The sequence below is a fragment of the Salmonella sp. 741265055_HSA genome (assembly GCF_046569525.1).
In the GTDB taxonomy this organism is placed as follows: Bacteria; Pseudomonadota; Gammaproteobacteria; order Enterobacterales; family Enterobacteriaceae; genus Salmonella; species Salmonella enterica.
On record NZ_JBKFSQ010000006.1, the window covers coordinates 109,703 to 134,917 of the forward strand.

Genomic DNA, 25,215 nt, shown 5'->3' on the forward strand with positions numbered 1-25,215 from the left:
ATCCTCATTCTTTACAGGGATAAAGCAAAAGGCATGCCACTATTTTTTATCAAAATAATCAATTATTTATAAAAATAAGCTGTTTCTCATTTTCGTCATTGAGTTTGCTATTCATCACAACGACGAAAATTCGTCACTTTTATAATGGCAACATGAACAATAGATATGAGGAATGCATGTATGGCATCCACCAATCAGGAACTGGCCTCGGCGCTCAGGATGTTTTCCCGCTTTTTCGATTTGATTCATCAGCCGTTGGCCGTCATTAATGAGCGTGGTGAATACGTTTACTACAATCAGGAAAGCGCGGATCTGGACGGCTACAGTATTGAACGGGCAATGGGAAAACATATGCTGGATGTCTATCCGGGCATGAAAGAGACCCAAAGTACGATGCTTTCATCGTTAAAAAAAGGCGTGGAATACATTGGCCATTATCAAATTTATTACAATGCGCGAGGCCAGGCCGTTGACTATCAGCACACCACCGCGCCGCTCTATGCAAGCGATGGCGGCATGGTCGGCGTTATCGAAATCGGCAGGAATATGTCCGGCGTCAGGCGGCTCCAGGAGCAGGTGGTAGAACTGAACCAACTGCTGTATGCCGATCACCATGAGAAGCACCATGCCATTATTACCGAAAACCCGGAAATGCTCAGTAATATCGCCAAAGCCAAACGGCTGGCCGCCAGTAATATTCCGGTGACGATTGTCGGGGAGACGGGAACGGGTAAGGAGCTATTTTCCCGCCTGATCCATCAATGCAGCAAGCGGGCGAATAAACCATTTATCGCCCTGAACTGCGGCGCTCTACCGCCTACGCTTATCGAAAGTACGCTTTTCGGCACCGTGCGCGGCGCCTATACCGGCGCGGAAAATAGCCAGGGCTATCTGGAGCTGGCAAACGGGGGAACGCTCTTTCTTGATGAGCTGAACGCCATGCCGATAGAGATGCAAAGTAAGCTGCTGCGATTCTTGCAGGATAAAACCTTCTGGCGGCTCGGCGGACAACAGCAACTCCACTCTGATGTCAGGATCGTTGCCGCCATGAACGAAGCGCCCGTCAAATTAATTCAACAAGAACGTCTGCGGGCAGATCTTTTTTATCGGTTGAGCGTCGGAATGTTGACGTTACCGCCGCTGCGCGCCCGCCCGGAAGATATTCCCTTACTGGCGAATTATTTTATTGATAAATACCGTAATGACGTGCCGCAGGATATTCACGGATTAAGCGAGACGGCACGTGCTGATCTGCTCAATCACGCCTGGCCGGGTAATGTCAGAATGCTGGAAAACGCGATTGTACGCAGCATGATCATGCAGGAAAAAGATGGGCTGCTCAAACACATCATTTTTGAACAGGACGAGTTAAATTTAGGCGTACCGGAAACCGCGCCGGAAAATCCCCTTCCCTCGTCACCCGATCCGCAGTATGAAGGGTCGCTGGAGGTACGGGTTGCCAACTACGAAAGGCATTTAATAGAAACCGCGCTGGATACGCATCAGGGGAATATTGCCGCCGCAGCCCGCAGCCTTAACGTATCGCGCACCACGTTACAGTACAAAGTACAAAAATACGCTATTCGCTTCGGCGTGGTGCGTAGTTGACATCGGCCAGCGGCATCGCGCCGCTGGCAAAGCCATTATCCTTCGTTATGCATTTCCAGGTTTTCCATTTCGTTCTGGAACAGCACCGCTTTGGCGTCGTCATTACGTAATGAATCCAGGAAGTCGAGGTATTGCTGGTCTACGTCTTTGGTGACATATACCCCGTTAAATACCGAACACTCAAACTGCTGGATATCCGGATTTTCCGCGCGCACGGCTTCGATCAGATCGTTCAGATCCTGGAAGATAAGCCCGTCTGCGCCGATGATCTGACGAATCTCATCCACCTCGCGACCATGCGCGATCAGCTCATTGGCGGTCGGCATATCAATGCCATAGACGTTGGGGAAACGAATTTCCGGCGCGGCGGACGCCAGATAAACCTTCTTCGCGCCGGCTTCCCTGGCCATCTCGATGATCTGCTCTGATGTGGTGCCACGCACGATGGAATCATCCACCAGCAGGACGTTCTTATCGCGGAATTCCGCGCGATTAGCATTGAGCTTACGGCGCACGGATTTACGGCGTAGCTGTTGGCCCGGCATGATAAAGGTACGTCCCACGTAACGATTTTTGACAAATCCCTGGCGGTACGGCTTGCCGAGAATACGGGCAATTTCCAGTGCGATATCGCAGGAGGTTTCCGGGATAGGGATCACGACGTCGATGTCCAGATCTTCCCATTCACGAGCGATTTTTTCGCCAAGTTTGGTGCCCATATTCACACGAGCGCTGTAGACGGAGATCTTGTCGATAAAGGAGTCCGGACGAGCAAAATAAACGTACTCAAACAGACAGGGGTTACTGACCGGGTTATCCGCGCACTGGCGCGTGAACAGTTGCCCCTTTTCGGTAATATAGATAGCTTCGCCCGGCGCAACATCGCGCAGGAATTCAAAGCCCAGCGTATCCAGCGCCACGCTTTCAGAAGCGACCATATACTCCGTACGACCATCGCCAACGTCACGCTTACCCAGCACTAACGGGCGAATGCCGTGCGGATCGCGAAAAGCCACCATGCCGTGGCCGATAATCATCGCCACGCAGGCATAGGCGCCGCGGATTTGACGGTTAGTCGCGGCAATCGCGGCAAAAATATTGTCGGCTTCCAGCGGATAGTGACGGAAGTTGTCGAGCTCGCTGGCGAAAATATTGAGCAGGATTTCGGAATCGGAGGTGGTGTTGATATGACGGCGCTTTTCTTCAAACAGCTTTTTACGTAGCTCGTGCGCGTTAGTCAGGTTGCCATTATGGGCCAACGTGATGCCATACGGCGAGTTAACATAAAAAGGTTGCGCTTCGGAAGCGCTGGAGCTGCCTGCGGTAGGGTAGCGCACATGGCCGATCCCCATGTTGCCCTGCAAACGCTGCATGTGGCGAGCTTCAAAAATATCGTTCACCAGTCCGTTTGCCTTACGCAAGCGGAAGCAGTTATTCGCATCAATGGTGATGATACCGGCAGCATCCTGACCACGATGCTGGAGCACTGTTAACGCGTCATAAATCGACTGGTTGACCGGCATAACACCGGCGATACCGACAATACCGCACATACGTCATTTTCCTCGTTAAGCCACATCTCAGAACCTGTTACGTCCTGGGCAAGAAACTCGACGAGCTTTGCAGATAGTCAAAGAACCATCTGATGATGAAGCTGAACTGCGGGATGAGCTGCGATTTGCTCCAGTCTTCGCTTTTCGACAAGCCGGTAAAGGTATCAAGGAAGAACAGAATGGCGGCGACAATCAGCGCGCCTCGCAGTGCGCCGAAACAGATCCCCAACACCCGGTCAGTTCCCGACAGGCCGGTCTTTTCTACTAGCTGACCTATCACAAAATTCACGATAGCGCCGACGATAAGCGTCGCGATAAACAGTACCGCGATAGCAATCCCATTACGAACCAGTTCGTCTTCAAAGCCCGTAAACCAGACAGACAGGTAAGTGTAGTAGTGACTGGCGACAAAGAAAGCACAACCCCACGTCACCAGCGATAACGCTTCACGAACAAAGCCGCGGATCAGGCTAACCAGACAGGAAAAAGCAATCACCGCGATAATGGCGTAATCAATCCAGACCATAGATGTCCCACGATTTTACGCCCTGTCGTCCTGTTCGGGGCGCATTCTAACAGAAAAAGAAAACGTTTGCGTAGGGATTTCCTTCCCACGCGTAAATAAAAATGGCGCTGAAAAAATATTCAACGCCATCACACTTTTTATCTCTTCGGGCACGACCAGAAGAGCTGCCATCGGCCTGATAAGCGCAGGATACCAGGTTCATTCCTTCTGCCGGATGGCGGCGTAAACGCCTTATCCAGCCTACAGAACTTCGGCGATTACCAGGTGAACACCGTAGGCCTTAACGCTGCGTAGTCGGGCAAAACGCGCCTTAGTTCGGGCTATATCCCATCACCACGCCGCTTAACCCGGAAATCTGCTTGAGCTCGCCAAGCGATCCTTTCATCTTATCTTTCGACGCATCCGGCCCGACGAGAATACGGGTTATTTTACCCTGTACCGGCGTTGAGGGTGAAGTATAAACCCGGAACCCGGCGGAACGAAGCTTGCCGACTATCTCGTTGACTTTATCCGCATTTTTCAGCGCGCCCAACTGTACGACATAGGCTTTGCCGGTCGGTGCAGGTTTATCGTCGGCGGCCGGTTTCGGCGCGGGCGTCGGCGTGGAAGCGGCGACAACCGGCTGTTGCGGTTTAGGCTTCGGCTTTTCAACCGGCTTCGGTTTAGGCGCCTCCACCGGTATCGGATCAAGCTCGACATTGTTAGACGCCATGCGCGACGGGTCCAGAGACGGCGCTGCCGCATCTCCCGCCCGCACCTCTTCAGCCGCCCCTTCCGGCGGCTGTGTCGGCAGCGCCTGCGTTGCGGCAGGCATCATATCCGGCTCATCGCGGTCGCCAGGCTTCGGTACCAGTGGAATCGCAGCAAATTCATCCTGATAATGCTTTTTCTGTCCGTCCAGCAGACCGGGAAGCACAATAACCCCCAGCGCGACTAACACAATCGTGCCGACTAAACGATTCTGAAACTTACTCGCCACCGATTCTCCCCGCGTCTATCACTTCCATAACATGTGCGACGGTGTGGAACGATCCGCACACCAGCACGGTATCTTCTGGCTGCGCCGCGTCGATAGCGGCCTGCCATGCCTGCGCGACGCTATCATAGACATTCCCTTTCCCCAGATGTTCCAGAAGTTGTTCCGCCGTCGCGCCGCGCGGCCCCTCTAACGGAGCACAATACCAGTCGTCAACCACGCTTTTCAACCAGGCTAACGTGCCGGCGATATCTTTATCATGCAGCATACCAATCACCGCAAGCACGCGCCCGCGTTTCGGCAACATTTTCAGACGACCCGTCAGGTATTCCGCCGCGTGGGGATTATGGGCGACATCAAAGATAACGCGCGGCGACTCACTCACGATTTGAAAACGTCCCGGCAAGGTAGCCTGCGCAATACCGTCGCGAATCGCCTGCTCGTCAATGTTCAACCTGCTGGCGCGCAGCGCGGCCAGGGCGGTGGCGGCATTCGGCTGGGGAACCTGCGGCAACGGCAGTCCGGCAAGCGTACCGTCGCCATCGGTAAACGCCCAGTGGGTCGCTGTCACCTCATAACGCCAGTCAACGCCGCGACGCCGCAACAGCGCGCCGGTCTCCTGAGCGACATCCGCGATGGTTGCCGGCATTTCCGGTTCGCCGACAATAGCGGGTTTTTCCGCACGAAAAATCCCGGCCTTCTCGCGGCCGATACTTTCGCGATCCGGCCCCAGCCAGTCAGTATGGTCAAGCGCGATGCTGGTAATTACCGCTACATCGGCATCCACAATGTTCGTGGCGTCCAGGCGCCCGCCCAACCCGACCTCCAGAATCACCACGTCAAGGTTAGCCTGTTTAAACAGCCACAATGCCGACAACGTACCATATTCAAAATAGGTCAATGAAATATCGCCGCGCGCCGCTTCTATTTCCGCAAAGGACGCGGTATGCGCGGATTCCGCTAATTCTTTCCCCTGCACGCGCACGCGCTCGGTGTAACGTACCAGATGAGGCGAACTATAGACGCCCACACGGTATCCCGCCGCGATTAACACCGACTCCAGCGTTCGACAGGTCGTACCTTTACCGTTGGTTCCCGCAACGGTAAAAACGAACGGCGCAGGCTTGAGGATGTCCAGACGAGCTGCCACCTGGCTTACGCGCTCAAGGCCTAAATCGATACTCTTGCTGTGCAGGTTTTCCAGATAAGAAAGCCACGAGGCCAGGGGCGACGCAGCTTGAGGTATAGATTTGTTTTTCATTGATTCCGCTGCTTCTTTACGGTGAAAAGCAAAAGGGCAGAGCCTGCGGCCCTGCCCTTTTCAGTTATCAGGCCTCAGACTCCTGATCCGGCGCCGGAGGCACCACCACGCCTTCACGCGGGGCGTCCGGGTTCGGCGCGGGCAGATTCATCAGCTTCGCCAGAATGCTCGCCAGCTTCAGGCGCATTTCCGGGCGGCGGACGATCATATCAATAGCGCCTTTTTCGATCAGGAACTCACTGCGCTGGAATCCCGGCGGCAGTTTTTCGCGAACGGTTTGTTCGATAACGCGCGGGCCGGCGAAGCCAATCAGGGCTTTTGGCTCGGCGATGTTGAGATCGCCCAGCATCGCAAAACTGGCGGAAACGCCGCCCATTGTCGGATCGGTCAATACCGAGATGTAGGGCAGACCACGTTCCTGCATTTTAGCCAGCGCCGCCGAGGTTTTCGCCATCTGCATCAGCGACATCAGCGCTTCTTGCATACGCGCGCCGCCGGAAGCAGAGAAACACACTAACGGACAGTTATCTTCCAGCGCCTGTTCAACGGCACGAACGAAGCGTGCGCCAACGACAGACCCCATTGAGCCGCCCATGAACGCGAATTCAAACGCGGCGGCGACAACCGGCATACCGTGAAGCGTCCCTTTCATGACCACCAGCGCGTCTTTCTCGCCGGTTTCTTTCTGCGCGGACGCCAGTCTGTCTTTATATTTTTTGGAGTCGCGGAACTTGAGCACGTCTTTTGGCTCCAGCTCGCTACCCAACTCCACAAGGGAACCTTCATCTAACAGGCTATGCAGGCGATTGCGCGCCGACATGCGCATATGATGGTCACACTTAGGACAGACCTCAAGATTACGTTCCAGCTCAGCGCGGTATAAAACCTGACCGCAGCTATCACACTTGGTCCACACCCCTTCAGGAATGCTTGCCTTGCGGGTGGGAGTAATGTTGCTTTTAATTCGTTCAATCCAGCTCATTGGTGACCTTTCTGCCTGAACCTTAGTCAGCTTTATTATAAGGGGCGCATAATGCCATTTTTGCCCCCAACAGACCATGAATGTTGCACATTAAAACATAACAGCCCGAAACTTTGGATAAAAAAGTGGTCGAACCGCTGAGTTACTTTCTATTTTGCGGCACGCGACGCAGCGCGCTTATGCCGGACAATCTCAATGACGCCAGGTAATATCGAAACCACGATAATCCCCACAATCAGCAGCTTAAGGTTATCCTGAATCAACGGTATCGTACCGAAGAAATAACCGGCGTAGGTAAAGAGCAGCACCCACAGCAGCGCGCCGATGACGTTATAAGCGGCAAAATGCCGATAGGACATGTGCCCCATCCCTGCCACAAACGGCGCAAAGGTTCTGACGATCGGCACGAAGCGAGCGAGAATGATAGTTTTACCGCCGTGTTTTTCATAAAACTGGTGGGTTTTATCCAGATAGCTGCGGCGGAAAATTTTCGAATTCGGATTACTGAACAGTTTTTCGCCGAACAGTCGACCAATCGTGTAATTTACCGCATCGCCGACAATTGCGGCGATCAGCATTAACGCCACCATGACATGCACATTGAGATCGTTGGTTTCCAGCGAAGCCAGCGCCCCGGCGACAAACAGCAGCGAGTCGCCCGGCAGGAACGGCGTGACGACCAGGCCGGTTTCACAAAACAGAATCAAAAACAAAATAGCGTACACCCAGACGCCGTACTCCGCGACCAGCTCCGCCAGATGCACATCGATGTGCAGAATAAAATCAATAATAAAGTAGATCAGGTCCATATTTGTCTTTGCCTTTCTACCCGACACGTTTCGGGTGTGCGATTCGGATTAGTCCGCCAGAAATAGCGGGCCCATTGGCGGTTTTGGAAGGTCAAACCGGTCAGGGTAATCCACCGCAACCAAATATAGCCCTTCCGCCTTCGCCGTTGCCGCCGCCAGCGTTCTGTCCCTGGCCGCTAACAGCTCTGCGATCCAGCTCTCCGGCTGGTTGTGAGCGCCTACTTCCAGCAGGCTGCCGACAATATTCCTGACCATATGATGAACAAAGGCATTCGCTTTGATATCGACTACCACATAAGGGCCGTGGCGGGTAACGTTGATGTGCATCACATTACGCCACGGCGTGCGCGACTGGCACTGCACCGCACGAAACGAGGTAAAATCATTTTCGCCAAGCAAACACTGCGCCGCGCGATGCATCCGCTCCGCATCCAGCGGCTCATAGTAATGCGTCACGCCTTTTGCTAACACCGCAGGACGCAGTCGATGATTGTAGATGATATAGCGATAACGGCGAGCCGTAGCGCTAAATCGCGCGTGAAAATCATCCGGTACAGTTTTCACCCAGCGCACGGCAATGTCTCCAGGTAAATTCGCATTTACCCCCAGCGTCCATGCCGCATCTTTGCGCAATACGGTCGTTTCGAAATGGACAACCTGCCCGGTGCCGTGAACGCCGGCATCGGTACGCCCGGCGCAGAACACGTTAATAGGTTCATTTGCCACCTGCGAGAGCGCTTTTTCCAGCTTTTCCTGCACGCTGCGCACTTCATTCTGACGCTGCCAGCCATAATACTTGCTGCCGTCGTACTCAATACCCAGCGCAATTTTATAGACCGGCGATGATTGCTGTCCGGACATCAGTACAGATACTCCTGCACCAGCTTCTCCGCAATTTTAACGGCCATTAGCGCGCCGCCGAAACGCACGTTGTCCGCCACTGACCAGAACTGAATTTGTTCCGGCATACCGTAATCATTATGCACACAGCCAATAGAGAGCTGTGGATTGCCGGAAGCGTCGCCCACCTGCGTCGGGTAATCCGTCTCTTCTGACAGTACGATATCTTCACCGCGGGAAAACGCCTCGCGCGCCTCTTCCGCCGCCAGCGGACGGAGCGCTTCAAAGCTCACCATCTGCGCATGGCCATAGAACACCGGCGACTGCACGACACTGGCGGAGATCATCACGCCATCGTCCTGCAAAATTTTACGCACTTCATCGACGATACGACGTTCCTGGCGCACGCTGCCTTCACGATCCGGCAGCAGCGGCAGCATATTGAACGCCAACTGGCGGCCAAAGAAATCATCTTCATCAATCGGTATGCCGTTAAGCAGCTTCGCACTCTGTCCGGCCAGCGCATCGACCGCTTTTTTCCCCTGTGCGGACGCTGATAACATACTGGTGACGGCGATACGCGACAGTCCCCCCTGATCGATTAACGGCTTGAGCGCCGCCAGCAGTTGACTGGTCAGACTATCGGCGACCGCAATCACGTTACGGTTACGGTAATCCGCCAGTACATACGGGTTAACTTCCGGCACGACCAGCGGCACATCAGGCTCCAGCGCGAACAGACCGCTGGAATCTATCACCAGGCAGCCTGCATTGGTCGCGTCGTCTATCCAGGCAGCCGATGCCTCTGCGCCGGCAACGAAAAACGCCAACTGCGCCTGCGTCCAGTCAAAGTCCGCGGCATCCTGGACAATGACCGACTTGCCACCAAAACGGAGGTGCTCGCCCGCGCTTTCATGACGCGCCAACGCATAAATTTCACCGACCGGGAACTGGCGTTCAGCCAGTGTTTCAAGCAGGGCTTCGCCTACGGCGCCCGTTGCGCCCAGAATGGCAATGTTCCAGCCTTCAGACATGGTGATTTACTCCAGAAATACATAAGCGTCCCTGTCGCATTATTCGACAGGGAGCATTAAGAAGACATTAATGTGCCGGGTGATGAACAGCGTTAAAACCTAGCTTACACAGCAAGGCGGCTGCCGTTTCGTCGTCACACATCACGTATAAAGACGACCATTCACGGCGCTCAAGATAATTTTTACGCAATTTATCAAATTCACCCGGAATTCCAGCGACTTTACGCAGCGGCGCATCGTCGCGGCGCACATCATACACCAAATGCGCCAGTCTTTTCAGCGTCGGTTGATCCAGCGGGCCATGAAGCGTAATACGACCAAACTCAGGCGCAGGCAGTAATGTCTCCAGCGCGACATGCTGCTCGCGGCCGATAAACGCGCTATAGGCCTCAAAGACCTGGGTGGTGCCGCGCGCTTTGCCTTCCAGCGTATAGCCGGCAATATGCGACGTGCCGATATCCACGGCTTCCAGTAGCGCGACGTTAAGATCCGGTTCGCCCTCCCACACATCAAGCACCACGCTCAGCGGCTGCCCGGCATTAAGTCGCGCCAGCAACGCGGCGTTATCCACCACCGGACCGCGGCAGGCGTTAATGAGAATGGCGCCGGGTTTCAGTCGACGGATCAGCGTCTCATCGGCCAGATGCAGCGTTTTGTACGGTCCGTCTTTATAGAGCGGCGTATGGAAAGTCAGGACATCCGCTTCCTGCACCAGCTCATCCAGCGTACGAAAATCACCCTCGTCCCCGCGTGCGGCGCGTGGCGGATCGCACAGCAACGTGCGGATACCCAACGCTTCAAGCCTGGTCTGTAGCCGGCTTCCGACGTTACCCACGCCGACAATCCCTATAGTGCGATCGCGTAACGAAAAGCCGTCACGTTCGGCCAGCATCAACAGCGCGGAAAACACATACTCCACCACGGCGATAGCATTACAGCCGGGCGCGGCTGAAAAACCGATGCCCGCCTGCTTCAGCCATGCCTCATCCACATGATCGGTGCCTGCCGTAGCAGTACCAACGAAGTTAATCGGCGTGCCGCTCAGCAGCGATTCATTCACTTTCGTGACCGAACGCACCATTAACGCATCGGCATGGTTCAATTCTTCAACGGGGATCGGGCGACCCGGCACTGCCTTTACCTCACCCAGGCGGCTAAATAATTCGCGGGCGTAAGGCATATTTTCATCAACGAGAATTTTCACGACTGTCGTACCTGTTTGAGAACGAGAGTTAACCGGACAAGTGTGCCATAATCTGGCCGCCAGGCATATATTGCTCAGATTTATGGTTAAAGGATAATTAATTATGCATCCCATCTCCGGCGCCCCTGCACAGCCTCCAGGCGAAGGGCGTAATCCTCTTTCCGCTGCGAGCGAGCAGCCGCTTTCCATGCAACAGCGTACGGTACTGGAAAGGCTGATCACGCGCCTGATTTCACTGACCCAGCAGCAAAGCGCGGAAGTATGGGCCGGAATGAAACACGATCTGGGGATAAAAAATGACGCGCCGCTACTGTCGCGCCACTTCCCCGCCGCTGAACAGAATCTTACCCAGCGTCTGGGCGTAGCGCAGCAAAATCACGCCAATCGTCAGGTGCTTTCACAGCTAACAGAGCTGCTTGGCGTCGGGAATAATCGTCAGGCCGTCAGCGATTTTATCCGTCAGCAATACGGTCAAACCGCGCTTAGCCAGCTTACGCCCGATCAACTCAAAAACGTACTGACGCTTCTGCAACAAGGGCAGCTTTCCATTCCGCAGCCGCAACAACGCCCGGCAACGGATCGGCCATTATTGCCTGCTGAACATAATACGTTGAATCAGTTGGTGACGAAGCTGGCGGCCGCGACCGGCGAGTCAAGCAAACTTATCTGGCAATCAATGCTGGAACTCTCCGGCGTGAAAAGCGGCGAGCTCATTCCGGCAAAGCAGTTTACCCATCTGGCGACATGGCTACAGGCGCGGCAGACGCTGTCACTACAACACGCGCCTACGCTACATACGCTGCAGGCTGCGTTAAAACAACCGCTTGAGCCGGACGAGCTCACAGCGATCAAAGAGTATGCCCAACACACTTATCAAATTCAGCCGCATACGGTGCTGACCACCGCCCAGGTGCAGGATTTACTTAACCATATTTTCCTGCGTCGCGTAGAACGGGAGGCGAATGAGCTGGAACCGCTCTCTATTCAACCCATCTACCGCCCGTTCGCGCCGATGATTGAAACCGTGAAAAATCTGTCTGCGCGGCCAGGCCTGTTGTTTATCGCGCTAATAATTGTACTGGCGCTTTTCTGGCTGGTTTCTTAACCACGCCGGAACGATAATATCGTCACCAGGATGCCAACCACCGCGGAGATCGCTCCCGCGAGGAATACGGAAGGATAGCCGCATGACGTGGCCAGCACGCCCGCCAGCGGGCCGGTAACACCGTAGGAGATATCCTGAAACGCGGCGTAGCCGCCGAGTGCCGTACCGCGTACCTGAGAAGGTACGCGTTTCACAACCTCCACGCCCAGCGCCGGGAAAATCAATGAACACCCTGCCCCGGTGAGCGCCGCGCCTACCAGCGCTATCCAGGCCGTCGGCGCCAGCCACAAGAGCAGCAGTCCTGCCGTCTCAACCAGCAATGAGACAACGGCGACCTTCACGCCGCCAAAGCGGTCCGGCATCCAACCGAACACTATGCGCATCAGTACAAACGCGCCGCCAAACGCGGTCAGGGTGAATCCCGCCATCGTCCAGCCATTGCTGACAAAATAAAGTGAAATAAACGTACCGATGACGGCAAAACCCACGCCCTGCAATGCCAGACCCAGGCCCGGTTTCCAGATAAGCCCGACCACGCTCCACAGTGAAGGTCGCTCCCCCTCATGCGCAGGTACTTTACGCACGGTGCCGTTGAATGCCCAGGCCAGCAGCGGTAAAACCATCGTCGTCCCCGCCAGCGCCGCGAAGCCAAAGTGGCTATGGATCAGCAAGCCCAACGGCGCACCGGCCGCCAGCGCGCCGTAAATCGCCATCCCGTTCCACGACATCACCTTACCGGAACGCGTTGGGCCAACCAGCCCCAATCCCCAGGTCAGGGTTCCGGTCAGCAGTTGGCTTTCGCCAAATCCGAGGATCAAACGCCCGACAATAAGCAGCGCGAATTTTACCGGCACGGAAACCGGCAACAGCGCGGCCAGTAGCCAGGCGGCGCCCGCCAGCCCGCAGGCAAACATCCCCTGTAACGCCGATCGTTTAGCGCCATATTGATCCGCCAGCCGTCCGGCATAGCCGCGCGTCAGTACCGTCGCAAAAAACTGAATGCCCACGGCGATCCCAACCATCGTATTGCTATAGCCCAGTTCGTGATGGACAAAAAGCGGGATGACGGGTAACGGCAGGCCGACCGTCATATAGGTTAGAAAAACCGCAAAGGCGATGCGGAACAGCGAAAAATTCGCAGACGGGGTCGTTGTTTTTTGGCTAACTGCTGTCATGCATTACTCCAGAATGCAGAGTAAGGCGGGGAAATGCCACGCCCCCCTCTACCTGAACGTCAGGATTAAGGTGCGTTGGATAACGTTAAACGCTTACGCATTATCGGAAGGATAATGTAGAGAGTGAAGTCTGCCTGTGAGACGCGAAACTTGTCAACCTTGAAATTGCAGCCAGGGTATCAACGCGGCGGCGTGTCATCAAACAGAAAGGGAAAGACCGCTTTCATCCCTCTCACCTTAAACCGTCCGGTCACCTGCTTGCGCTGTTCTGGTGTCAGTAACCTGAACATCATCTCCCAGATATCTTCAGGCTCCGCTTCCTGTAAGGAAATGGGTTCTGGCGTCGGTTCCTCTCCGCTGTCGTCCAGATAACGATGAACATAAAGAGGGAAAACAGATATATGAAACTCCTCGGCCTTTGATTTAACACGCTTACGCCTGACGCCCTCTTTCCCTTCGCTGTACTTATACAAACGTTCGCGAACCGCAGGCTCGCTTCCCGGAAACCCCGGTAAGCCAAGACATTCCTTAACCGTGAACCATTCCTTTGCCATCGGTTTCTTTCCTTTCCTCTGATGAAATAAAAATATTTCTTCTTTTGCGCGAAATTTTGCTTTCTTTCTGGCACTATTCTTAGAGTGAAAAAGAAAGTAACTTTCTTTTTCTCACGCTAATTTTTACCTTAAAAATATCGGCGCCGATAACGCATCTTCTTAGGATTACAGAATGGAACCAAAAAGCCAAGACTGGCATCGTGCAGATATTAAAAGTGCACTGGAAAAAAGAGGTATTACGCTCAGAGATCTTTCTCGTCAGGCCGGTTTATCCCCTGATTCACTACGCAATGTCTTTACCCGCTCCTGGCCGAGAGCCGAACGGATTATTGCGGACGCGCTTAGCATCACGCCGCAGGAGATCTGGCCGTCGCGCTATGGCGATATGCAAATAAAAAATGATGCCAATACCGCAGAATAATAGTTAATGTTGAATAAATTGGCCCTAACTTATCAATCTCAACAATTAATAAATATTTAAACTTATTCTATTGAAAATAGTAATAGCACTATTTGTCATGCTTCCCGAATCAAATACTGTTAAAGCATTACGTCATTGCTATTACGTATTTTATTAACAGGAATCATTATGAGTTGGGATAAAAGAATGGCGGTTAATTATGCCAAAACGCATGCAGGTTCTCATTCTCAAGGCCGGTGTGCGGAATTTACCCGAAAGGCAATTCAGGCGGGCGGTATCACGCTGGGGCATACATATCATGCGAAAGATTATGGTCCAATGTTAAGAAGCGCCGGATTCACCGCTATTGGTACCTATGAAATGCCGCGCGAGGGTGACGTCATCATTATTCAACCTTACGCTGGCGGAAACCCGAGCGGTCACATGGCGATATACGATGGCACAGAGTGGTATTCAGATTTTAAACAACGCGATATGTGGGCCGGCCCGGGCTACCGGGCAGCCAGGCCCTCATATACCATCTACAGGAAGAATTAATGAAAACGTTCTCCCTTGTCGCGCTTATCCTGTTGCTTTGTAGTTGCTCTGCGCCTCATCACGACAGTACGCAGGCCGTGAAGCAGTTCTATACCTCATGGATGACGACGTTCACGAACGATGTGAACACCCCTGACGACACCACCGCCTTAATGCAAAGTTACGTTGCTAAAGAGGTTATTCATCGCCTGGCGCTAATACAGTCCCTTTATGAACAGGAGATTGTGGGGGCTGATTATTTTATGTATGCGCAGGACTATGCGCCAGAGTGGATTCCACAGTTACGGGTTGGGAAGGCACACCCTTTCCTCGGCGGAGAAAAAGTGGATGTTCTGTTGGGTACAGAGTCAACGCCCATCCACCTGGAAGTTTATACCCGTTGGGAAGAGGGACGCTGGAAAATTTACCGCGTTCGGGATGCTGATAAGGGTTATGAACAGCCGATTTATGACGCAGGCGCCATCACCCAGGCTGAGGCCTGGTCAGCGAAAGTCGCGCCGGAATATAAGAAGCATTAAAAAAGGGAACCGCCATCGGTCTCTTGTTCGTACCGAAGAGGTTAAAGCGCCTATTGCATCAGGCGCTTATTCCGTCGCTGAAAACAGTAAGCCGAAAATAACCCAGGCATTATTTAAAATATGAAGTATTATCGGTATCATTAACCCACAACTTCTCATTCGAACAACGCATAATATAGATGAAAAAACAAACAGATAAACAAAAGTCACCGCAAAGAGATATTGTGTATGCATAAATGCAAAAGCGAGTGAGGTAATAATAATACCGGAAACTCTTGAGTACCGACCCCAACCGATACTGCTGTTTAATAAAAATCCTCTGAATATAATTTCCTCCGCCACAGGAGCCAGAAAGCACATCGCCAGCGTGTTAAGAAATTTATGAAGAAAAAATTGCCTTGATAACTCGGCCATCCAGGGTTCCGGGCCACTAAAAGCATTGTAGAGAACGGTAAGGCACACCAGGGCCAGCGCCGGAACAAAACATTCCACAAATGATAAGCGGCCCAATGATAAAAACGGATAATACTTTGAATAAATACTCCAGGCGGCAATCGCATAGACAAAAACAATACTATATATAAAAGGCGCAGCCAGACCTCCCAAATAAAGCCAGGCATAGGAAGGCGAAAATGAGGCAAAAACAAAAATGCCAAGCAAACCAAATAAAACAGCCACGCAACTCAAACTATGCCTAATTTTATCTAATGTATTAGTTGGCATTTATAGAATATCCATATAATTTGTTGTTCCCTGAATGAAAAAACAGGTCGCATTAGCGACCTGTTTCATTATTGATACTACAACGTAATAGTCAGGCTTACAACTTACGCATCACCAGCGTGGCGTTGGTGCCGCCAAAACCGAAGCTGTTAGACATTACGGTAGTCAGTTCACGCTCGGTCGTTTCGGTCACGATGTCCAGGCCCGCAGCCTGCTCATCCAGCTCTTCGATGTTGATACTCGGCGCGATAAAACCGTGCTCCAGCATCAGCAGAGAGTAGATAGCTTCCTGCACGCCTGCGGCACCCAGCGAGTGGCCGGTCATCGCTTTGGTCGCGGAGATAGCCGGGCTGTTATCGCCAAACACTTCACGGATTGCACCCAGTTCTTTCACGTCGCCTACCGGAGTAGAGGTACCGTGAGAGTTCAGGTAGTCGATCGGCGTGTCTACGCCGTGCATCGCCATCTGCATGCAACGTACTGCGCCTTCACCAGACGGAGCAACCATGTCTGCGCCATCGGATGTTGCGCCGTAACCGACGATTTCCGCATAGATATGCGCGCCGCGCGCCAGAGCGTGTTCCAGCTCTTCGACAACAACCATACCGCCACCGCCTGCGATGACAAACCCATCACGATGCGCATCATAGGTACGGGACGCTTTTTCAGGCGTATCGTTATATTTGGTGGACAGTGCCCCCATCGCGTCGAACTCACAGGCCATTTCCCAGCACAGCTCTTCGCCGCCGCCAGCAAAAACGATGTCCTGTTTGCCCAGTTGGATCTGTTCAACCGCATTGCCGATACAGTGTGCGGAGGTCGCGCAAGCGGAGCTAATGGAGTAGTTCACACCATAAATTTTAAACGGCGTAGCGAGGCAGGCGGAAACGCCGGATGCCATTGCTTTCGTCACCACATACGGGCCCACGGCTTTCAGACCACGCGGGCTACGCATGGCGTCTGCGCCAAAGACCTGGAATTTCGGGGAGCCGCCGCCGGAACCTGCAATCAGGCCGACACGCGGGTTATTCTGATAGACTTCCGGCGCCAGACCGGCGTCGGCCACTGCCTGCTCCATAGACAGATAAGCATAGATGGAGGCGTCGCTCATAAAGCGCACGACTTTGCGATCAATGAGGCCAGTGGTATCCAGTTTTACGTTGCCCCATACCTGGCTACGCATGCCGGCGTCCTTCAGCTCCTGAGAGAAAGTGATCCCTGAACGTCCTTCACGCAGAGATGCCAGGACTTCCTGCTGGTTATTACCGATGCTGGAAACGATGCCCAGGCCAGTAATCACTGCACGTTTCATTCAATACCTCTGTAATTCGCACTATTTTTAAGTTTCGATTGGCACAATAGCGTACACTTGTACGCCGAACAAGTCCGATCAGCCATTTAGTACGGAAATTTGCGCCATCAGGCACACATCGTTAAGATCGCGATACCGCCCGTCAGACGAGTAACTTACGTGAAACAATACGCCATACAACCCGCCACACTCGAATTTAACGCTGAGGGTACACCTGTTTCCCGAGATTTTGATGATGTCTATTTTTCTAATGACAATGGACTCGAAGAGACACGCTACGTTTTTCTTGGCGGCAATCGTCTTGCGGAGCGGTTTCCCGTACATTCACATCCATTATTTATAGTCGCGGAAAGCGGTTTTGGCACCGGACTCAACTTCCTGACGCTGTGGCAGGCGTTTGACAGCTTTCGTTCTGCGCACCCACAGGCGACGCTGGAAAGGTTACATTTCATCAGTTTTGAGAAATTCCCGTTAATGCGCGACGATCTGGCGCTGGCGCACCAACACTGGCCGGAGCTCGCGCCCTGGGCAGAGCAGCTGCAGGCGCAATGGCCGCTGCCGCTCCCGGGATGCCACCGCCTATTGCTGGATCGGGGCCGGGTAACGCTGGATTTGTGGTTTGGCGATATTAATGAACTGACCGACCAACTGGACGTCACGCTGAATCAAACAGTCGACGCCTGGTTCCTCGACGGTTTTGCCCCGGCGAAAAATCCGGATATGTGGACGCCAAACCTGTTTAACGCGATGGCGCGGCTGGCGCGGTCCGGCGCAACGCTGGCGACGTTTACCTCGGCGGGTTTCGTTCGTCGGGGATTACAGGAAGCCGGTTTTACCATGCAAAAACGCAAAGGCTTCGGACGTAAACGCGAGATGCTTTGTGGAGTGATGGAACAACACCTCATGCCGACACTTTCCGCGCCCTGGTTTTACCGCAGCGGAAGCGAAAAACGTGAAACGGCGATCGTTGGCGGCGGCATCGCCAGCGCGCTGTTATCGCTGGCGTTACTGCGTCGCGGCTGGCAGGTGACGCTCTATTGCGCGGACGACCAGCCCGCCCTGGGCGCCTCCGGTAATCGACAGGGCGCGCTTTATCCGCTCCTTAGCAAACATGACGCCGCCATTAATCGCTTTTTCCCGACCGCATTCACCTTTGCCCGTCGCCTGTATGATGCCCTGCCCGTCTCTTTTGATCATGACTGGTGCGGCGTGACGCAGCTCGGATGGGATGAGAAAAGCCAGCAGAAAATTGCCCAGATGCTGTCCCTGGCGCTGCCCGCCGGACTGGCCTCGGCGCTCAATGCCGAAGAGGCGGAACAGTCGGTTGGCGTGACGACACGCTGCGGAGGAATTACCTATCCGGCAGGCGGCTGGCTGTGCCCGGAACAATTAACTCGCGCAGTCATCGCACTGGCGACCGAACAGGGTTTACAAACGCGCTTTCGCCATACGCTCACGTCGCTCGTTGCGCAGGAGCCGCGCTGGCAACTGCACTTTACGTCAGGTGAAACCGCCAGCCATGAGACCGTCGTCCTGGCGAACGGCCATCAGATTAACCGTTTTGATCAAACCCGGCCGCTGCCGGTTTATGCCGTCGGGGGGCAGGTCAGTCATATTCCCACCACCCCCGCCCTCTCGGCGTTGCGTCAGGTGTTGTGCTACGACGGCTATCTGACGCCGCAAAATCCGCATAATCAGCAGCACTGTATTGGCGCCAGCTATCACCGGGGCGACGAAAGCACCGTCTGGCGCGAAGAAGATCAGCGTCAGAACCGACAGCGTCTGCTTGACTGTTTTCCGGAGGCGAACTGGGCCACAGAGGTTGACGTTAGCGGCAACAGCGCCCGTTGCGGCGTGCGTTGCGCCACCCGCGACCATCTGCCGATGGTGGGCAATGTCCCGGATTACGACGCCACGCTGACGCATTACGCCGATTTAGCCGATAATAAAACGTCGGCGGCGCCTGCGCCTGTGTATCCGGGTTTATTTATGCTCGGCGCGCTGGGATCGCGTGGTTTGTGCTCAGCGCCATTATGCGCAGAAATTCTGGCGGCGCAGATGAGTAACGAGCCGATTCCACTGGATGCCGGTACGCTGGCGGCGTTAAATCCGAATCGGTTATGGGTGAGAAAGTTATTGAAGGGAAAAGCGGTGAAGTAGTGGGTCAGCCGATAGCGGAAGGCGGCAAGCGTCGCCTTCCGGCCCACGGCGTTATTGTTTTGCCTTGTCGAACAAATTGTCCCACATCGCTTTGACTAACGCCTGATCGCGCGGCGACAGTTCGCCAGCGCCGATCGCTTTTTCCAGACTTTGGCTAACGTTGGCATAGACCGCCTCGACGGAGTGGTCATCACCGCTCTCCAGCTCGGCAATGGCTAACGTCAGGTGGCCACGCAGGTATCCACTGGCAAAAAGCTCATCGTCGCTGGCGTGCTCTACCATATCGTCAATTAATGCCAGAATGCGTGATTCAAACTCCGCGATCATCTTCTTTCCTCATTGTAAACGTGGCGCTGGCTTTAATTAAGCGCTTCCGGCCACGGGAACTGTTCCGCCTTAAGTTCGGGCGTGTGATAGTAATTCTGTAGCGCTTTGATGAAGCGGGCTGGACGTTCAGGAATGCCCTGCTCCAGATACGCCATTACCTGCGCATGAACCCGGCGCTGAAACGCCACGCGATCCGGCTCAATATCGCCTTCCAGATTGTCGCAACTGACGTTAAAGGGATACCCCGCCGCCACGCAAAACAACCAGTCGAAGGCCTGTGGCTTCACCTCCACGTCTTCAAATTGACTTTGGGTCTGCGCGTCGCGTCCGTCCGGGCAGTACCAGTAACCAAAGTCAACCAGTTCGCGGCGCGCCTTACCGGCGATACACCAGTGAGAAATCTCATGCAGCGCGCTGGCGTAAAACCCATGCGCAAAGACGATACGGTGGTACGGTACCTGCGCGTCAGCAGGAAGATAGATCGGTTCGTCGTCGCCTTTAATCAGACGGGTATTAAATTCTTCGGCAAAGCAGCCGTTAAAAATCTCAATTAACTGTTCGTAATTGTGCGTACTGTTCATTAATTCATCCCCAACCAGTGGAGGATCTCCTGTCCGTGGCTATCATAAAGTAACCTGGCGCTCATTACCGCCGAGACAATAACGATCATCGGTCTGATAAGTTTTTGGCCTTTGCTCAACACCAGACGCGACCCCATTCGCGCCCCTAAAAACTGACCAACCAGCATCACGAAGCCCGTCGCCCAGATCACTTTGCCGCCGATGATAAATAACAGCAGGCCGCCAACGTTGGAGGTAGCGTTAAGCACTTTGGCATGTGCCGTGGATTTCGCCAGGTTATAGCCACATAAGGTGACAAACGCCAGAGCGTAAAACGACCCGGCGGCAGGCCCGAAAAAACCGTCGTAAAACCCGACGCATCCCCCGGCTATCAGCGCGAACGGTAATCCATACAGGCGGCGCTGGCGATCTTCCTCGCCCAGCTTCGGCATCAATAAAAAATAGAGGCCGATGAAAATCACCAGGATGGGCAAGATCTGGCGCAAAATATCCGCCTGCACGTGCTGCACCAGCAGCGCGCCGCTCATCGAGCCAATGAACGTCATCAGAATATTGAGCTTTTGCTCGGCCAGGTTTACCACTTTACGGCGAATAAAATAGAGCGAAGACGAGAGGGAGCCGCCGCACGCCTGTAATTTATTGGTCGCCAGCGCGTTTGCCGGCGACATCCCGGCGGCCATCAGCGCAGGGATAGTGAGCAGCCCTCCGCCCCCGGCGATAGAATCGATAAATCCTGCCAGTACGGCGACAAAAAACAGCACCACCAGCAGCAGCGGGGAGACCATAAACAGATCATAAAAATTGTCCATCAGAGTACATGCTCATCCAGTAGCGCCTGGCAGGAAGGCGGCAACGGCGGCGGTGTCTTCTTCTCAGGCTTTGTGGTGCCAGGTTTTGGCGGTTCGAACCAGCTTTGCAGTTCAGCGCCGCATCCATCGCCCGGCGGGGGTAAAGGTTGATCTTCGCACTCCAGGCTGTCGGCAGGGCAGCGTAAACGCACGTGCATATGCGCGCGATGCTGGAACCAGGGGCGTACTTTACGTAGCCAGTCACGATCGCTTCCGGCATCGAGGCAAAGCTGTTGTTTAATAGCCGGATTGACGAAAATACGGGTGACGTCATTGTCTTGTGCCGCCAGTTTGATCAGACTGGCGATATCCGACGACCAGCGCGACGGCACGACATGTTTACCGTCGCGGGACACCAGATCTAACGCCTGCGGGCGCAATAGCTGCGCCTGGCTCCAGCGCGTTTTCGGCAACTGCAAGAAAATATCCACATCAAGCCCGGTCTGATGACTGGCGTGTCCGCCATTAAAGCGGCCTCCGGCAGGCATCCCCATGTCGCCTATCAGGACGGTTCCGAGTCCCCGTTGCTGCGCCTGATGACTCAACCGCTGGATAAACATGACCAGATCCGGGTGGCCGAAATAACGGCGCTGATCGGTGCGCATCACCTGATAATTATCGGACTGTACCGGCAACGTGTCGGCGCCAATGATGCATCCGTTGGCAAAGCTACCGATAGACTGGGCTGCGCCGGGGACAGGATGAGTTATTTTCTGCCACGGCGTCGCCGCCAGGCTGGCGCTACTGACAAACCATGCCAGCAGCGCAATCGCGGTTTTTTTCATTTCTTACCAGCGTGGAATCTCTGTCTTTACATCCGCATTCTGTGCCCGATGGCGCAGCAGGTGATCCATCAGCACGATCGCCAGCATGGCCTCTGCGATCGGCACTGCGCGAATCCCCACACACGGATCGTGGCGCCCTTTGGTGATCATCTCGACTTCTTCACCCACCCGGTTGATCGTACGTCCCGGCACGGTAATGCTGGAGGTAGGTTTCAGCGCCATATGCGCCACAATGTGTTGCCCGCTACTGATGCCACCGAGGATGCCGCCAGCGTGGTTGCTCTGAAAACCCTGCGCCGTGATTTCATCGCGATTCTGGCTGCCGCGCAGCGCCACCACGTTAAATCCTTCGCCGATCTCCACGCCTTTCACCGCATTGATGCTCATCAGCGCATGGGCGATGTCCGCATCCAGTCGGTCAAATACCGGTTCGCCAAGTCCTGCCGGCACGCCGCTCGCCATCACCGTCACTTTCGCGCCGATGGAGTCACCCTCTTTTTTCAGCGCGCGCATCAGTTCGTCCAGCGCGTCAAGTTTGTCCGCATCGGGACAAAAGAACGGATTAAGCTCAACCTGACGCCAGTCTTTAATCTCCAGCGGAATATCGCCCATCTGGGTCAGGCAGCCGCGGATTTCGATGCCGAACTTTTCCGCCAGGTATTTCTTGGCGATCGCCCCTGCCGCTACGCGCATCGCGGTTTCACGCGCGGAAGAACGTCCACCGCCACGGTAATCGCGCAGGCCGTATTTCTGCTCATAGGTATAATCCGCGTGTCCCGGACGAAAAATATCTTTAATCGCGCTGTAGTCCTGCGAGCGCTGATCGGTGTTTTCAATCAGCAGGCCAATGCTGGTGCCGGTCGTCACGCCATCAAACACGCCGGAGAGAATTTTTACCTGGTCCGGTTCGCGGCGCTGGGTAGTATAGCGCGAGGTGCCGGGGCGGCGTCTGTCGAGATCGTGCTGCAGATCGGCCTCCGTCAACGGGATGCCGGGCGGCACGCCATCGACGATACACCCAAGCGCCAGCCCGTGTGATTCGCCGAAAGTGGTTACGCGAAAGAGTTGTCCAATTGTGTTTCCTGCCATCACGGCTCCGTTATCGTTGTTGTCGTTTGCGTGTTTTAATCTTTATAAATGTTGAAATGTTCACGGGCCGCGAGCAACTGCGCTTTGGTCAACATAAAGACGCCATCGCCGCCGTTGTCAAACTCCAGCCAGGTGAACGGCACATCCGGATACTGCTCCATCAGATGTACCATGCTGTTTCCGACTTCACAAATCAGAACGCCGTCATCGGACAGATAATCCGGCGCATTTCCCAGGATACGACGGGTCAATTTGAGGCCGTCAGTGCCGGACGCCAGCCCCAGCTCAGGTTCGTGGCGATATTCGTTCGGCAGATCGGACATATCTTCCGCATCGACATAAGGCGGGTTAGTGACAATCAGATCGTACTGAACTTTCGGCAGATCGCGGAACAGATCGGAACGGATTGGCGTCACGTGATGGATAAGACCGTGTTCTTCAATGTTATGCTCGGCGACAGCCAGCGCATCCGGCGAAATATCGACCGCATCAACCTCTGCGTCCGGGAAAGCATAAGCACAGGCGATGGCGATGCAGCCGCTACCGGTACACATATCCAGAATATATTTCGGCTGTTGGCTAATAAGGCCGGCGAAGTGGTTATTAATCAGCTCGCCAATCGGCGAACGCGGCACCAGCACGCGCTCATCGACATAAAATTCGTGGCCGCAGAACCAGGCTTTATTGGTCAGGTAGGCGACCGGGATACGCTCGTTAATGCGACGAATCACTCGCTCGACAATGCGGTGTTTTTCGCTGGACGTCAGCCGCGCGGTCCGCATATCTTCCGGAATATCCAGCGGCAGATAAAGAGACGGCAACACCAGTTGTACCGCTTCATCCCACGGGTTATCGGTACCGTGTCCATACCAGATATTCGCCGCGCTAAAGCGGCTTACCGCCCAGCGCAACATGTCCTGAATGGTATGCAGTTCACTTACTGCTTCATCGACGAAAATTTTATCCACGTATTCCTCCAGGGCATGCTCGCATTAAATTCGGCGGCTAGTTTGCCACGAAGACAGGGATAAATCAGCATTGACGCGGCGGGAGAATACGAAAAATCCGTTTTGACCGTTCGGATATCCTCCGGGTCGGGTAAACTAAGGCAAAAGATCAGACGAGACCCACGAATGAAAAAGAAAACATCGCTCAGCGAGGAGGACCAGGCGCTGTTCCGTCAGCTGATGGTCGGCACCCGAAAGATTAAACAGGATACTATCGTCCATAGGCCGCTGCGCAAGAAAATCACGGAAGTCCCTACCCGAAGGTTAATTCAGGAACAGGCGGACGCCAGCCACTATTTTTCTGATGAGTTCCAGCCGCTGCTCAATACGGAAGGGCCGGTAAAGTATGTCCGTGAAGATGTCAGCCATTTCGAGCTAAAAAAAATGCGCCGCGGCGACTATTCGCCAGAACTGTTTCTGGATTTACACGGCTTAACGCAGCTTCAGGCCAAGCAGGAACTGGGGGCGCTAATTGCCGCCTGCCGTCGGGAACATATTTTTTGCGCCTGCGTCATGCATGGACACGGTAAACATATTCTGAAACAGCAAACGCCGTTATGGCTGGCGCAGCATCCGCATGTGATGGCCTTTCATCAGGCACCGAAAGAGTACGGCGGCGACGCCGCGCTGCTGGTGTTGATTGAAGTGGAAGAGTGGCAACCGCCCGAATTACCCTGATGCGGAATGCCGGATGGCGGCGCAAGCGCCTTATCCAGCCTACGAACAGCCAGCGCTGTCGTAGGCCTGATAAGCGAAGCGCCATCAGGCAGCAAAGATTAAATCGCTTTCGCCATTTTCAGATTGCAGGGGCTCATTTGCCAGTTGAATGTCCCCTTGCCGCTTTCATCAAGCGTAACGTTGGCAATTGCGGACGTCGTGAACATCGGCGGCGTTTCGCCCGGACAAAGCTCAGATACCAGGTATCCGACCAGAGGTAAGTGAGAGATCACCAGCACCGATCCGATCTCTTCATTGGCCAGCGCCTGGAGGTAGGCGCTGACCAGACCGACATCGCCACAGGGCGTTAGCTCCGGCAGGACATCCACCTGAGCCGGCAGATTCATACAATCGCCGACCACATCTAACGTCTGTTCGGCCCGAAGAAACGGACTCACCAGAACACGTTCGATATCCACTTTTTGACCTTTCAGCCAGTTCGCCATCAGGCGAGACTCGTCACACCCACAAGGGGTCAAGGGACGAACCGAATCACTGGCGGCATCGAGGGCTGCGTCGCCGTGACGCATGATAAAAACTTGCATATTGCACCGCTTTTGTTA

Annotated in this window: 27 protein-coding genes; 7 read left to right on the plus strand and 20 right to left on the minus strand. The window is 54.3% G+C overall.

All coding sequences use genetic code 11. From position 1 onward, the window contains the following. Positions 1-180: 180 nt before the first annotated feature. On the plus strand, positions 181-1,608 hold the full coding sequence (locus tag ACLD4K_RS05345) for a sigma-54 interaction domain-containing protein (protein WP_411011494.1): 1,428 nt from the start codon (positions 181-183) through the stop codon (positions 1,606-1,608). Between the two features lie 35 nt (positions 1,609-1,643). Here ACLD4K_RS05345 and purF read toward each other — a convergent pair whose 3' ends face one another. From purF to pdxB, 9 genes are all read right to left on the minus strand, one after another. Further along, a complete protein-coding gene (purF, locus tag ACLD4K_RS05350; RefSeq protein ID WP_000334205.1) occupies positions 1,644-3,161 on the minus strand; it encodes an amidophosphoribosyltransferase in 1,518 nt (505 codons plus the stop codon). A gap of 37 nt (positions 3,162-3,198) precedes the next feature. Then, the gene (gene cvpA, locus ACLD4K_RS05355; RefSeq protein WP_000262102.1) at positions 3,199-3,687 is read right to left on the minus strand and encodes a colicin V production protein; all 489 of its coding nucleotides are present in this window, start codon (positions 3,685-3,687) and stop codon (positions 3,199-3,201) included. Between the two features lie 310 nt (positions 3,688-3,997). Next, a complete protein-coding gene (dedD, locus tag ACLD4K_RS05360; RefSeq protein ID WP_411011495.1) occupies positions 3,998-4,666 on the minus strand; it encodes a cell division protein DedD in 669 nt (222 codons plus the stop codon). Further along, positions 4,656-5,924 (minus strand): bifunctional tetrahydrofolate synthase/dihydrofolate synthase, encoded by a 1,269-nt coding sequence (gene folC, locus ACLD4K_RS05365; RefSeq protein ID WP_000792275.1) that lies wholly within the window; start codon positions 5,922-5,924, stop codon positions 4,656-4,658. The genes dedD and folC overlap by 11 nt, the downstream gene beginning before the upstream one ends. Positions 5,925-5,991: 67 nt before the next feature. After that, a complete protein-coding gene (gene accD, locus ACLD4K_RS05370) occupies positions 5,992-6,906 on the minus strand; it encodes an acetyl-CoA carboxylase, carboxyltransferase subunit beta (protein ID WP_000118383.1) in 915 nt (304 codons plus the stop codon). Between the two features lie 149 nt (positions 6,907-7,055). After that, positions 7,056-7,715, minus strand: a complete 660-nt coding sequence (locus tag ACLD4K_RS05375) for a DedA family protein (RefSeq protein ID WP_000364318.1) — start codon at positions 7,713-7,715, stop codon at positions 7,056-7,058. Between the two features lie 48 nt (positions 7,716-7,763). Beyond that, positions 7,764-8,576 (minus strand): tRNA pseudouridine(38-40) synthase TruA, encoded by an 813-nt coding sequence (gene truA / locus ACLD4K_RS05380; protein ID WP_411011496.1) that lies wholly within the window; start codon positions 8,574-8,576, stop codon positions 7,764-7,766. Then, entirely contained in the window at positions 8,576-9,589 is a 1,014-nt protein-coding gene (locus ACLD4K_RS05385) for an aspartate-semialdehyde dehydrogenase (RefSeq protein ID WP_001289141.1), read from the minus strand. Before ACLD4K_RS05385 ends, truA begins: the two co-directional genes overlap by 1 nt. A 67-nt stretch (positions 9,590-9,656) precedes the next feature. Then, the gene (gene pdxB / locus ACLD4K_RS05390) at positions 9,657-10,793 is read right to left on the minus strand and encodes a 4-phosphoerythronate dehydrogenase PdxB (protein ID WP_000699176.1); all 1,137 of its coding nucleotides are present in this window, start codon (positions 10,791-10,793) and stop codon (positions 9,657-9,659) included. Between the two features lie 103 nt (positions 10,794-10,896). On the opposite strand from pdxB, the gene flk reads away from it, so the two are divergent. Beyond that, positions 10,897-11,898, plus strand: coding sequence for a flagella biosynthesis regulator Flk (flk, locus tag ACLD4K_RS05395; protein WP_411011497.1), 1,002 nt, complete (start codon positions 10,897-10,899; stop codon positions 11,896-11,898). Here the strand turns inward: flk and ACLD4K_RS05400 are convergent. Both ACLD4K_RS05400 and ACLD4K_RS05405 read right to left on the minus strand, forming a co-directional pair. Continuing rightward, positions 11,895-13,073 (minus strand): MFS transporter, encoded by a 1,179-nt coding sequence (locus ACLD4K_RS05400; RefSeq protein ID WP_023201615.1) that lies wholly within the window; start codon positions 13,071-13,073, stop codon positions 11,895-11,897. The two genes, flk and ACLD4K_RS05400, sit on opposite strands and share 4 nt — an antisense overlap. A gap of 179 nt (positions 13,074-13,252) precedes the next feature. Continuing rightward, positions 13,253-13,627, minus strand: coding sequence for a hypothetical protein (locus tag ACLD4K_RS05405; RefSeq protein WP_001051266.1), 375 nt, complete (start codon positions 13,625-13,627; stop codon positions 13,253-13,255). 172 nt (positions 13,628-13,799) lie between these two features. Here ACLD4K_RS05405 and ACLD4K_RS05410 point away from each other — a divergent pair, with 172 nt between their 5' ends. The 3 genes from ACLD4K_RS05410 (at position 13,800) to ACLD4K_RS05420 (ending at position 15,103) form a co-directional block, all read left to right on the plus strand. Continuing rightward, positions 13,800-14,048, plus strand: coding sequence for a transcriptional regulator (locus ACLD4K_RS05410; protein WP_076726948.1), 249 nt, complete (start codon positions 13,800-13,802; stop codon positions 14,046-14,048). Positions 14,049-14,216: 168 nt separating this feature from the next. Beyond that, a complete protein-coding gene (locus ACLD4K_RS05415) occupies positions 14,217-14,585 on the plus strand; it encodes an NlpC/P60 family protein (RefSeq protein WP_000118256.1) in 369 nt (122 codons plus the stop codon). Continuing rightward, on the plus strand, positions 14,585-15,103 hold the full coding sequence (locus ACLD4K_RS05420; RefSeq protein ID WP_023201614.1) for a YbjP/YqhG family protein: 519 nt from the start codon (positions 14,585-14,587) through the stop codon (positions 15,101-15,103). The genes ACLD4K_RS05415 and ACLD4K_RS05420 overlap by 1 nt, the downstream gene beginning before the upstream one ends. A gap of 66 nt (positions 15,104-15,169) precedes the next feature. On the opposite strand, the gene ACLD4K_RS05425 is transcribed toward ACLD4K_RS05420, so the two are convergent. Both ACLD4K_RS05425 and fabB read right to left on the minus strand, forming a co-directional pair. Further along, positions 15,170-15,826: a CPBP family intramembrane glutamic endopeptidase gene (locus ACLD4K_RS05425; protein WP_024146092.1), complete on the minus strand. Its 657-nt coding sequence runs from the start codon at positions 15,824-15,826 to the stop codon at positions 15,170-15,172. A gap of 97 nt (positions 15,827-15,923) precedes the next feature. Beyond that, on the minus strand, positions 15,924-17,138 hold the full coding sequence (gene fabB / locus ACLD4K_RS05430) for a beta-ketoacyl-ACP synthase I (protein WP_000817159.1): 1,215 nt from the start codon (positions 17,136-17,138) through the stop codon (positions 15,924-15,926). 159 nt (positions 17,139-17,297) lie between these two features. On the opposite strand from fabB, the gene mnmC reads away from it, so the two are divergent. After that, complete coding sequence (mnmC, locus tag ACLD4K_RS05435; RefSeq protein ID WP_411011498.1) at positions 17,298-19,298, plus strand: bifunctional tRNA (5-methylaminomethyl-2-thiouridine)(34)-methyltransferase MnmD/FAD-dependent 5-carboxymethylaminomethyl-2-thiouridine(34) oxidoreductase MnmC; 2,001 nt, start codon at positions 17,298-17,300, stop codon at positions 19,296-19,298. Between the two features lie 51 nt (positions 19,299-19,349). Here mnmC and ACLD4K_RS05440 read toward each other — a convergent pair whose 3' ends face one another. Genes ACLD4K_RS05440 through prmB form a run of 6 tightly spaced genes read right to left on the minus strand, consistent with a single transcriptional unit; the run spans position 19,350 to position 23,896 of the window. After that, positions 19,350-19,625: a YfcL family protein gene (locus ACLD4K_RS05440; RefSeq protein ID WP_000559749.1), complete on the minus strand. Its 276-nt coding sequence runs from the start codon at positions 19,623-19,625 to the stop codon at positions 19,350-19,352. Positions 19,626-19,657: 32 nt separating this feature from the next. Continuing rightward, on the minus strand, positions 19,658-20,206 hold the full coding sequence (locus ACLD4K_RS05445) for an elongation factor P hydroxylase (protein ID WP_411011499.1): 549 nt from the start codon (positions 20,204-20,206) through the stop codon (positions 19,658-19,660). Then, entirely contained in the window at positions 20,206-21,015 is an 810-nt protein-coding gene (locus tag ACLD4K_RS05450) for a sulfite exporter TauE/SafE family protein (RefSeq protein ID WP_000368599.1), read from the minus strand. The genes ACLD4K_RS05445 and ACLD4K_RS05450 overlap by 1 nt, the downstream gene beginning before the upstream one ends. Then, positions 21,015-21,839, minus strand: coding sequence for a penicillin-insensitive murein endopeptidase (gene mepA, locus ACLD4K_RS05455; protein ID WP_000750429.1), 825 nt, complete (start codon positions 21,837-21,839; stop codon positions 21,015-21,017). Before mepA ends, ACLD4K_RS05450 begins: the two co-directional genes overlap by 1 nt. Positions 21,840-21,842: 3 nt before the next feature. After that, on the minus strand, positions 21,843-22,928 hold the full coding sequence (gene aroC / locus ACLD4K_RS05460; RefSeq protein WP_411011500.1) for a chorismate synthase: 1,086 nt from the start codon (positions 22,926-22,928) through the stop codon (positions 21,843-21,845). A gap of 35 nt (positions 22,929-22,963) precedes the next feature. Beyond that, positions 22,964-23,896 (minus strand): 50S ribosomal protein L3 N(5)-glutamine methyltransferase, encoded by a 933-nt coding sequence (prmB, locus tag ACLD4K_RS05465; RefSeq protein WP_001542329.1) that lies wholly within the window; start codon positions 23,894-23,896, stop codon positions 22,964-22,966. Between the two features lie 165 nt (positions 23,897-24,061). Here prmB and smrB point away from each other — a divergent pair, with 165 nt between their 5' ends. Beyond that, the gene (gene smrB / locus ACLD4K_RS05470; RefSeq protein ID WP_000730794.1) at positions 24,062-24,613 is read left to right on the plus strand and encodes an endonuclease SmrB; all 552 of its coding nucleotides are present in this window, start codon (positions 24,062-24,064) and stop codon (positions 24,611-24,613) included. Positions 24,614-24,711: 98 nt separating this feature from the next. Here the strand turns inward: smrB and sixA are convergent, their stop codons facing one another. Next, positions 24,712-25,197: a phosphohistidine phosphatase SixA gene (sixA, locus tag ACLD4K_RS05475; protein WP_001195800.1), complete on the minus strand. Its 486-nt coding sequence runs from the start codon at positions 25,195-25,197 to the stop codon at positions 24,712-24,714. Between the last annotated feature and the right edge of the window lie 18 nt (positions 25,198-25,215).

Coding starts and splice junctions, on each gene's coding strand:
- ACLD4K_RS05345 (WP_411011494.1), top strand. CDS start 181: ATGGCATCCACCAATCAGGAACTGGCCTCGGCGCTCAGGATGTTTTCC.
- purF (WP_000334205.1), bottom strand. CDS start 3,161: ATGTGCGGTATTGTCGGTATCGCCGGTGTTATGCCGGTCAACCAGTCG.
- cvpA (WP_000262102.1), bottom strand. CDS start 3,687: ATGGTCTGGATTGATTACGCCATTATCGCGGTGATTGCTTTTTCCTGT.
- folC (WP_000792275.1), bottom strand. CDS start 5,924: ATGAAAAACAAATCTATACCTCAAGCTGCGTCGCCCCTGGCCTCGTGG.
- accD (WP_000118383.1), bottom strand. CDS start 6,906: ATGAGCTGGATTGAACGAATTAAAAGCAACATTACTCCCACCCGCAAG.
- ACLD4K_RS05375 (WP_000364318.1), bottom strand. CDS start 7,715: ATGGACCTGATCTACTTTATTATTGATTTTATTCTGCACATCGATGTG.
- truA (WP_411011496.1), bottom strand. CDS start 8,576: ATGTCCGGACAGCAATCATCGCCGGTCTATAAAATTGCGCTGGGTATT.
- ACLD4K_RS05385 (WP_001289141.1), bottom strand. CDS start 9,589: ATGTCTGAAGGCTGGAACATTGCCATTCTGGGCGCAACGGGCGCCGTA.
- flk (WP_411011497.1), top strand. CDS start 10,897: ATGCATCCCATCTCCGGCGCCCCTGCACAGCCTCCAGGCGAAGGGCGT.
- ACLD4K_RS05400 (WP_023201615.1), bottom strand. CDS start 13,073: ATGACAGCAGTTAGCCAAAAAACAACGACCCCGTCTGCGAATTTTTCG.
- ACLD4K_RS05405 (WP_001051266.1), bottom strand. CDS start 13,627: ATGGCAAAGGAATGGTTCACGGTTAAGGAATGTCTTGGCTTACCGGGG.
- ACLD4K_RS05410 (WP_076726948.1), top strand. CDS start 13,800: ATGGAACCAAAAAGCCAAGACTGGCATCGTGCAGATATTAAAAGTGCA.
- ACLD4K_RS05415 (WP_000118256.1), top strand. CDS start 14,217: ATGAGTTGGGATAAAAGAATGGCGGTTAATTATGCCAAAACGCATGCA.
- ACLD4K_RS05420 (WP_023201614.1), top strand. CDS start 14,585: ATGAAAACGTTCTCCCTTGTCGCGCTTATCCTGTTGCTTTGTAGTTGC.
- ACLD4K_RS05425 (WP_024146092.1), bottom strand. CDS start 15,826: ATGCCAACTAATACATTAGATAAAATTAGGCATAGTTTGAGTTGCGTG.
- fabB (WP_000817159.1), bottom strand. CDS start 17,138: ATGAAACGTGCAGTGATTACTGGCCTGGGCATCGTTTCCAGCATCGGT.
- ACLD4K_RS05440 (WP_000559749.1), bottom strand. CDS start 19,625: ATGATCGCGGAGTTTGAATCACGCATTCTGGCATTAATTGACGATATG.
- ACLD4K_RS05445 (WP_411011499.1), bottom strand. CDS start 20,206: ATGAACAGTACGCACAATTACGAACAGTTAATTGAGATTTTTAACGGC.
- ACLD4K_RS05450 (WP_000368599.1), bottom strand. CDS start 21,015: ATGGACAATTTTTATGATCTGTTTATGGTCTCCCCGCTGCTGCTGGTG.
- mepA (WP_000750429.1), bottom strand. CDS start 21,839: ATGAAAAAAACCGCGATTGCGCTGCTGGCATGGTTTGTCAGTAGCGCC.
- aroC (WP_411011500.1), bottom strand. CDS start 22,928: ATGGCAGGAAACACAATTGGACAACTCTTTCGCGTAACCACTTTCGGC.
- smrB (WP_000730794.1), top strand. CDS start 24,062: ATGAAAAAGAAAACATCGCTCAGCGAGGAGGACCAGGCGCTGTTCCGT.
- sixA (WP_001195800.1), bottom strand. CDS start 25,197: ATGCAAGTTTTTATCATGCGTCACGGCGACGCAGCCCTCGATGCCGCC.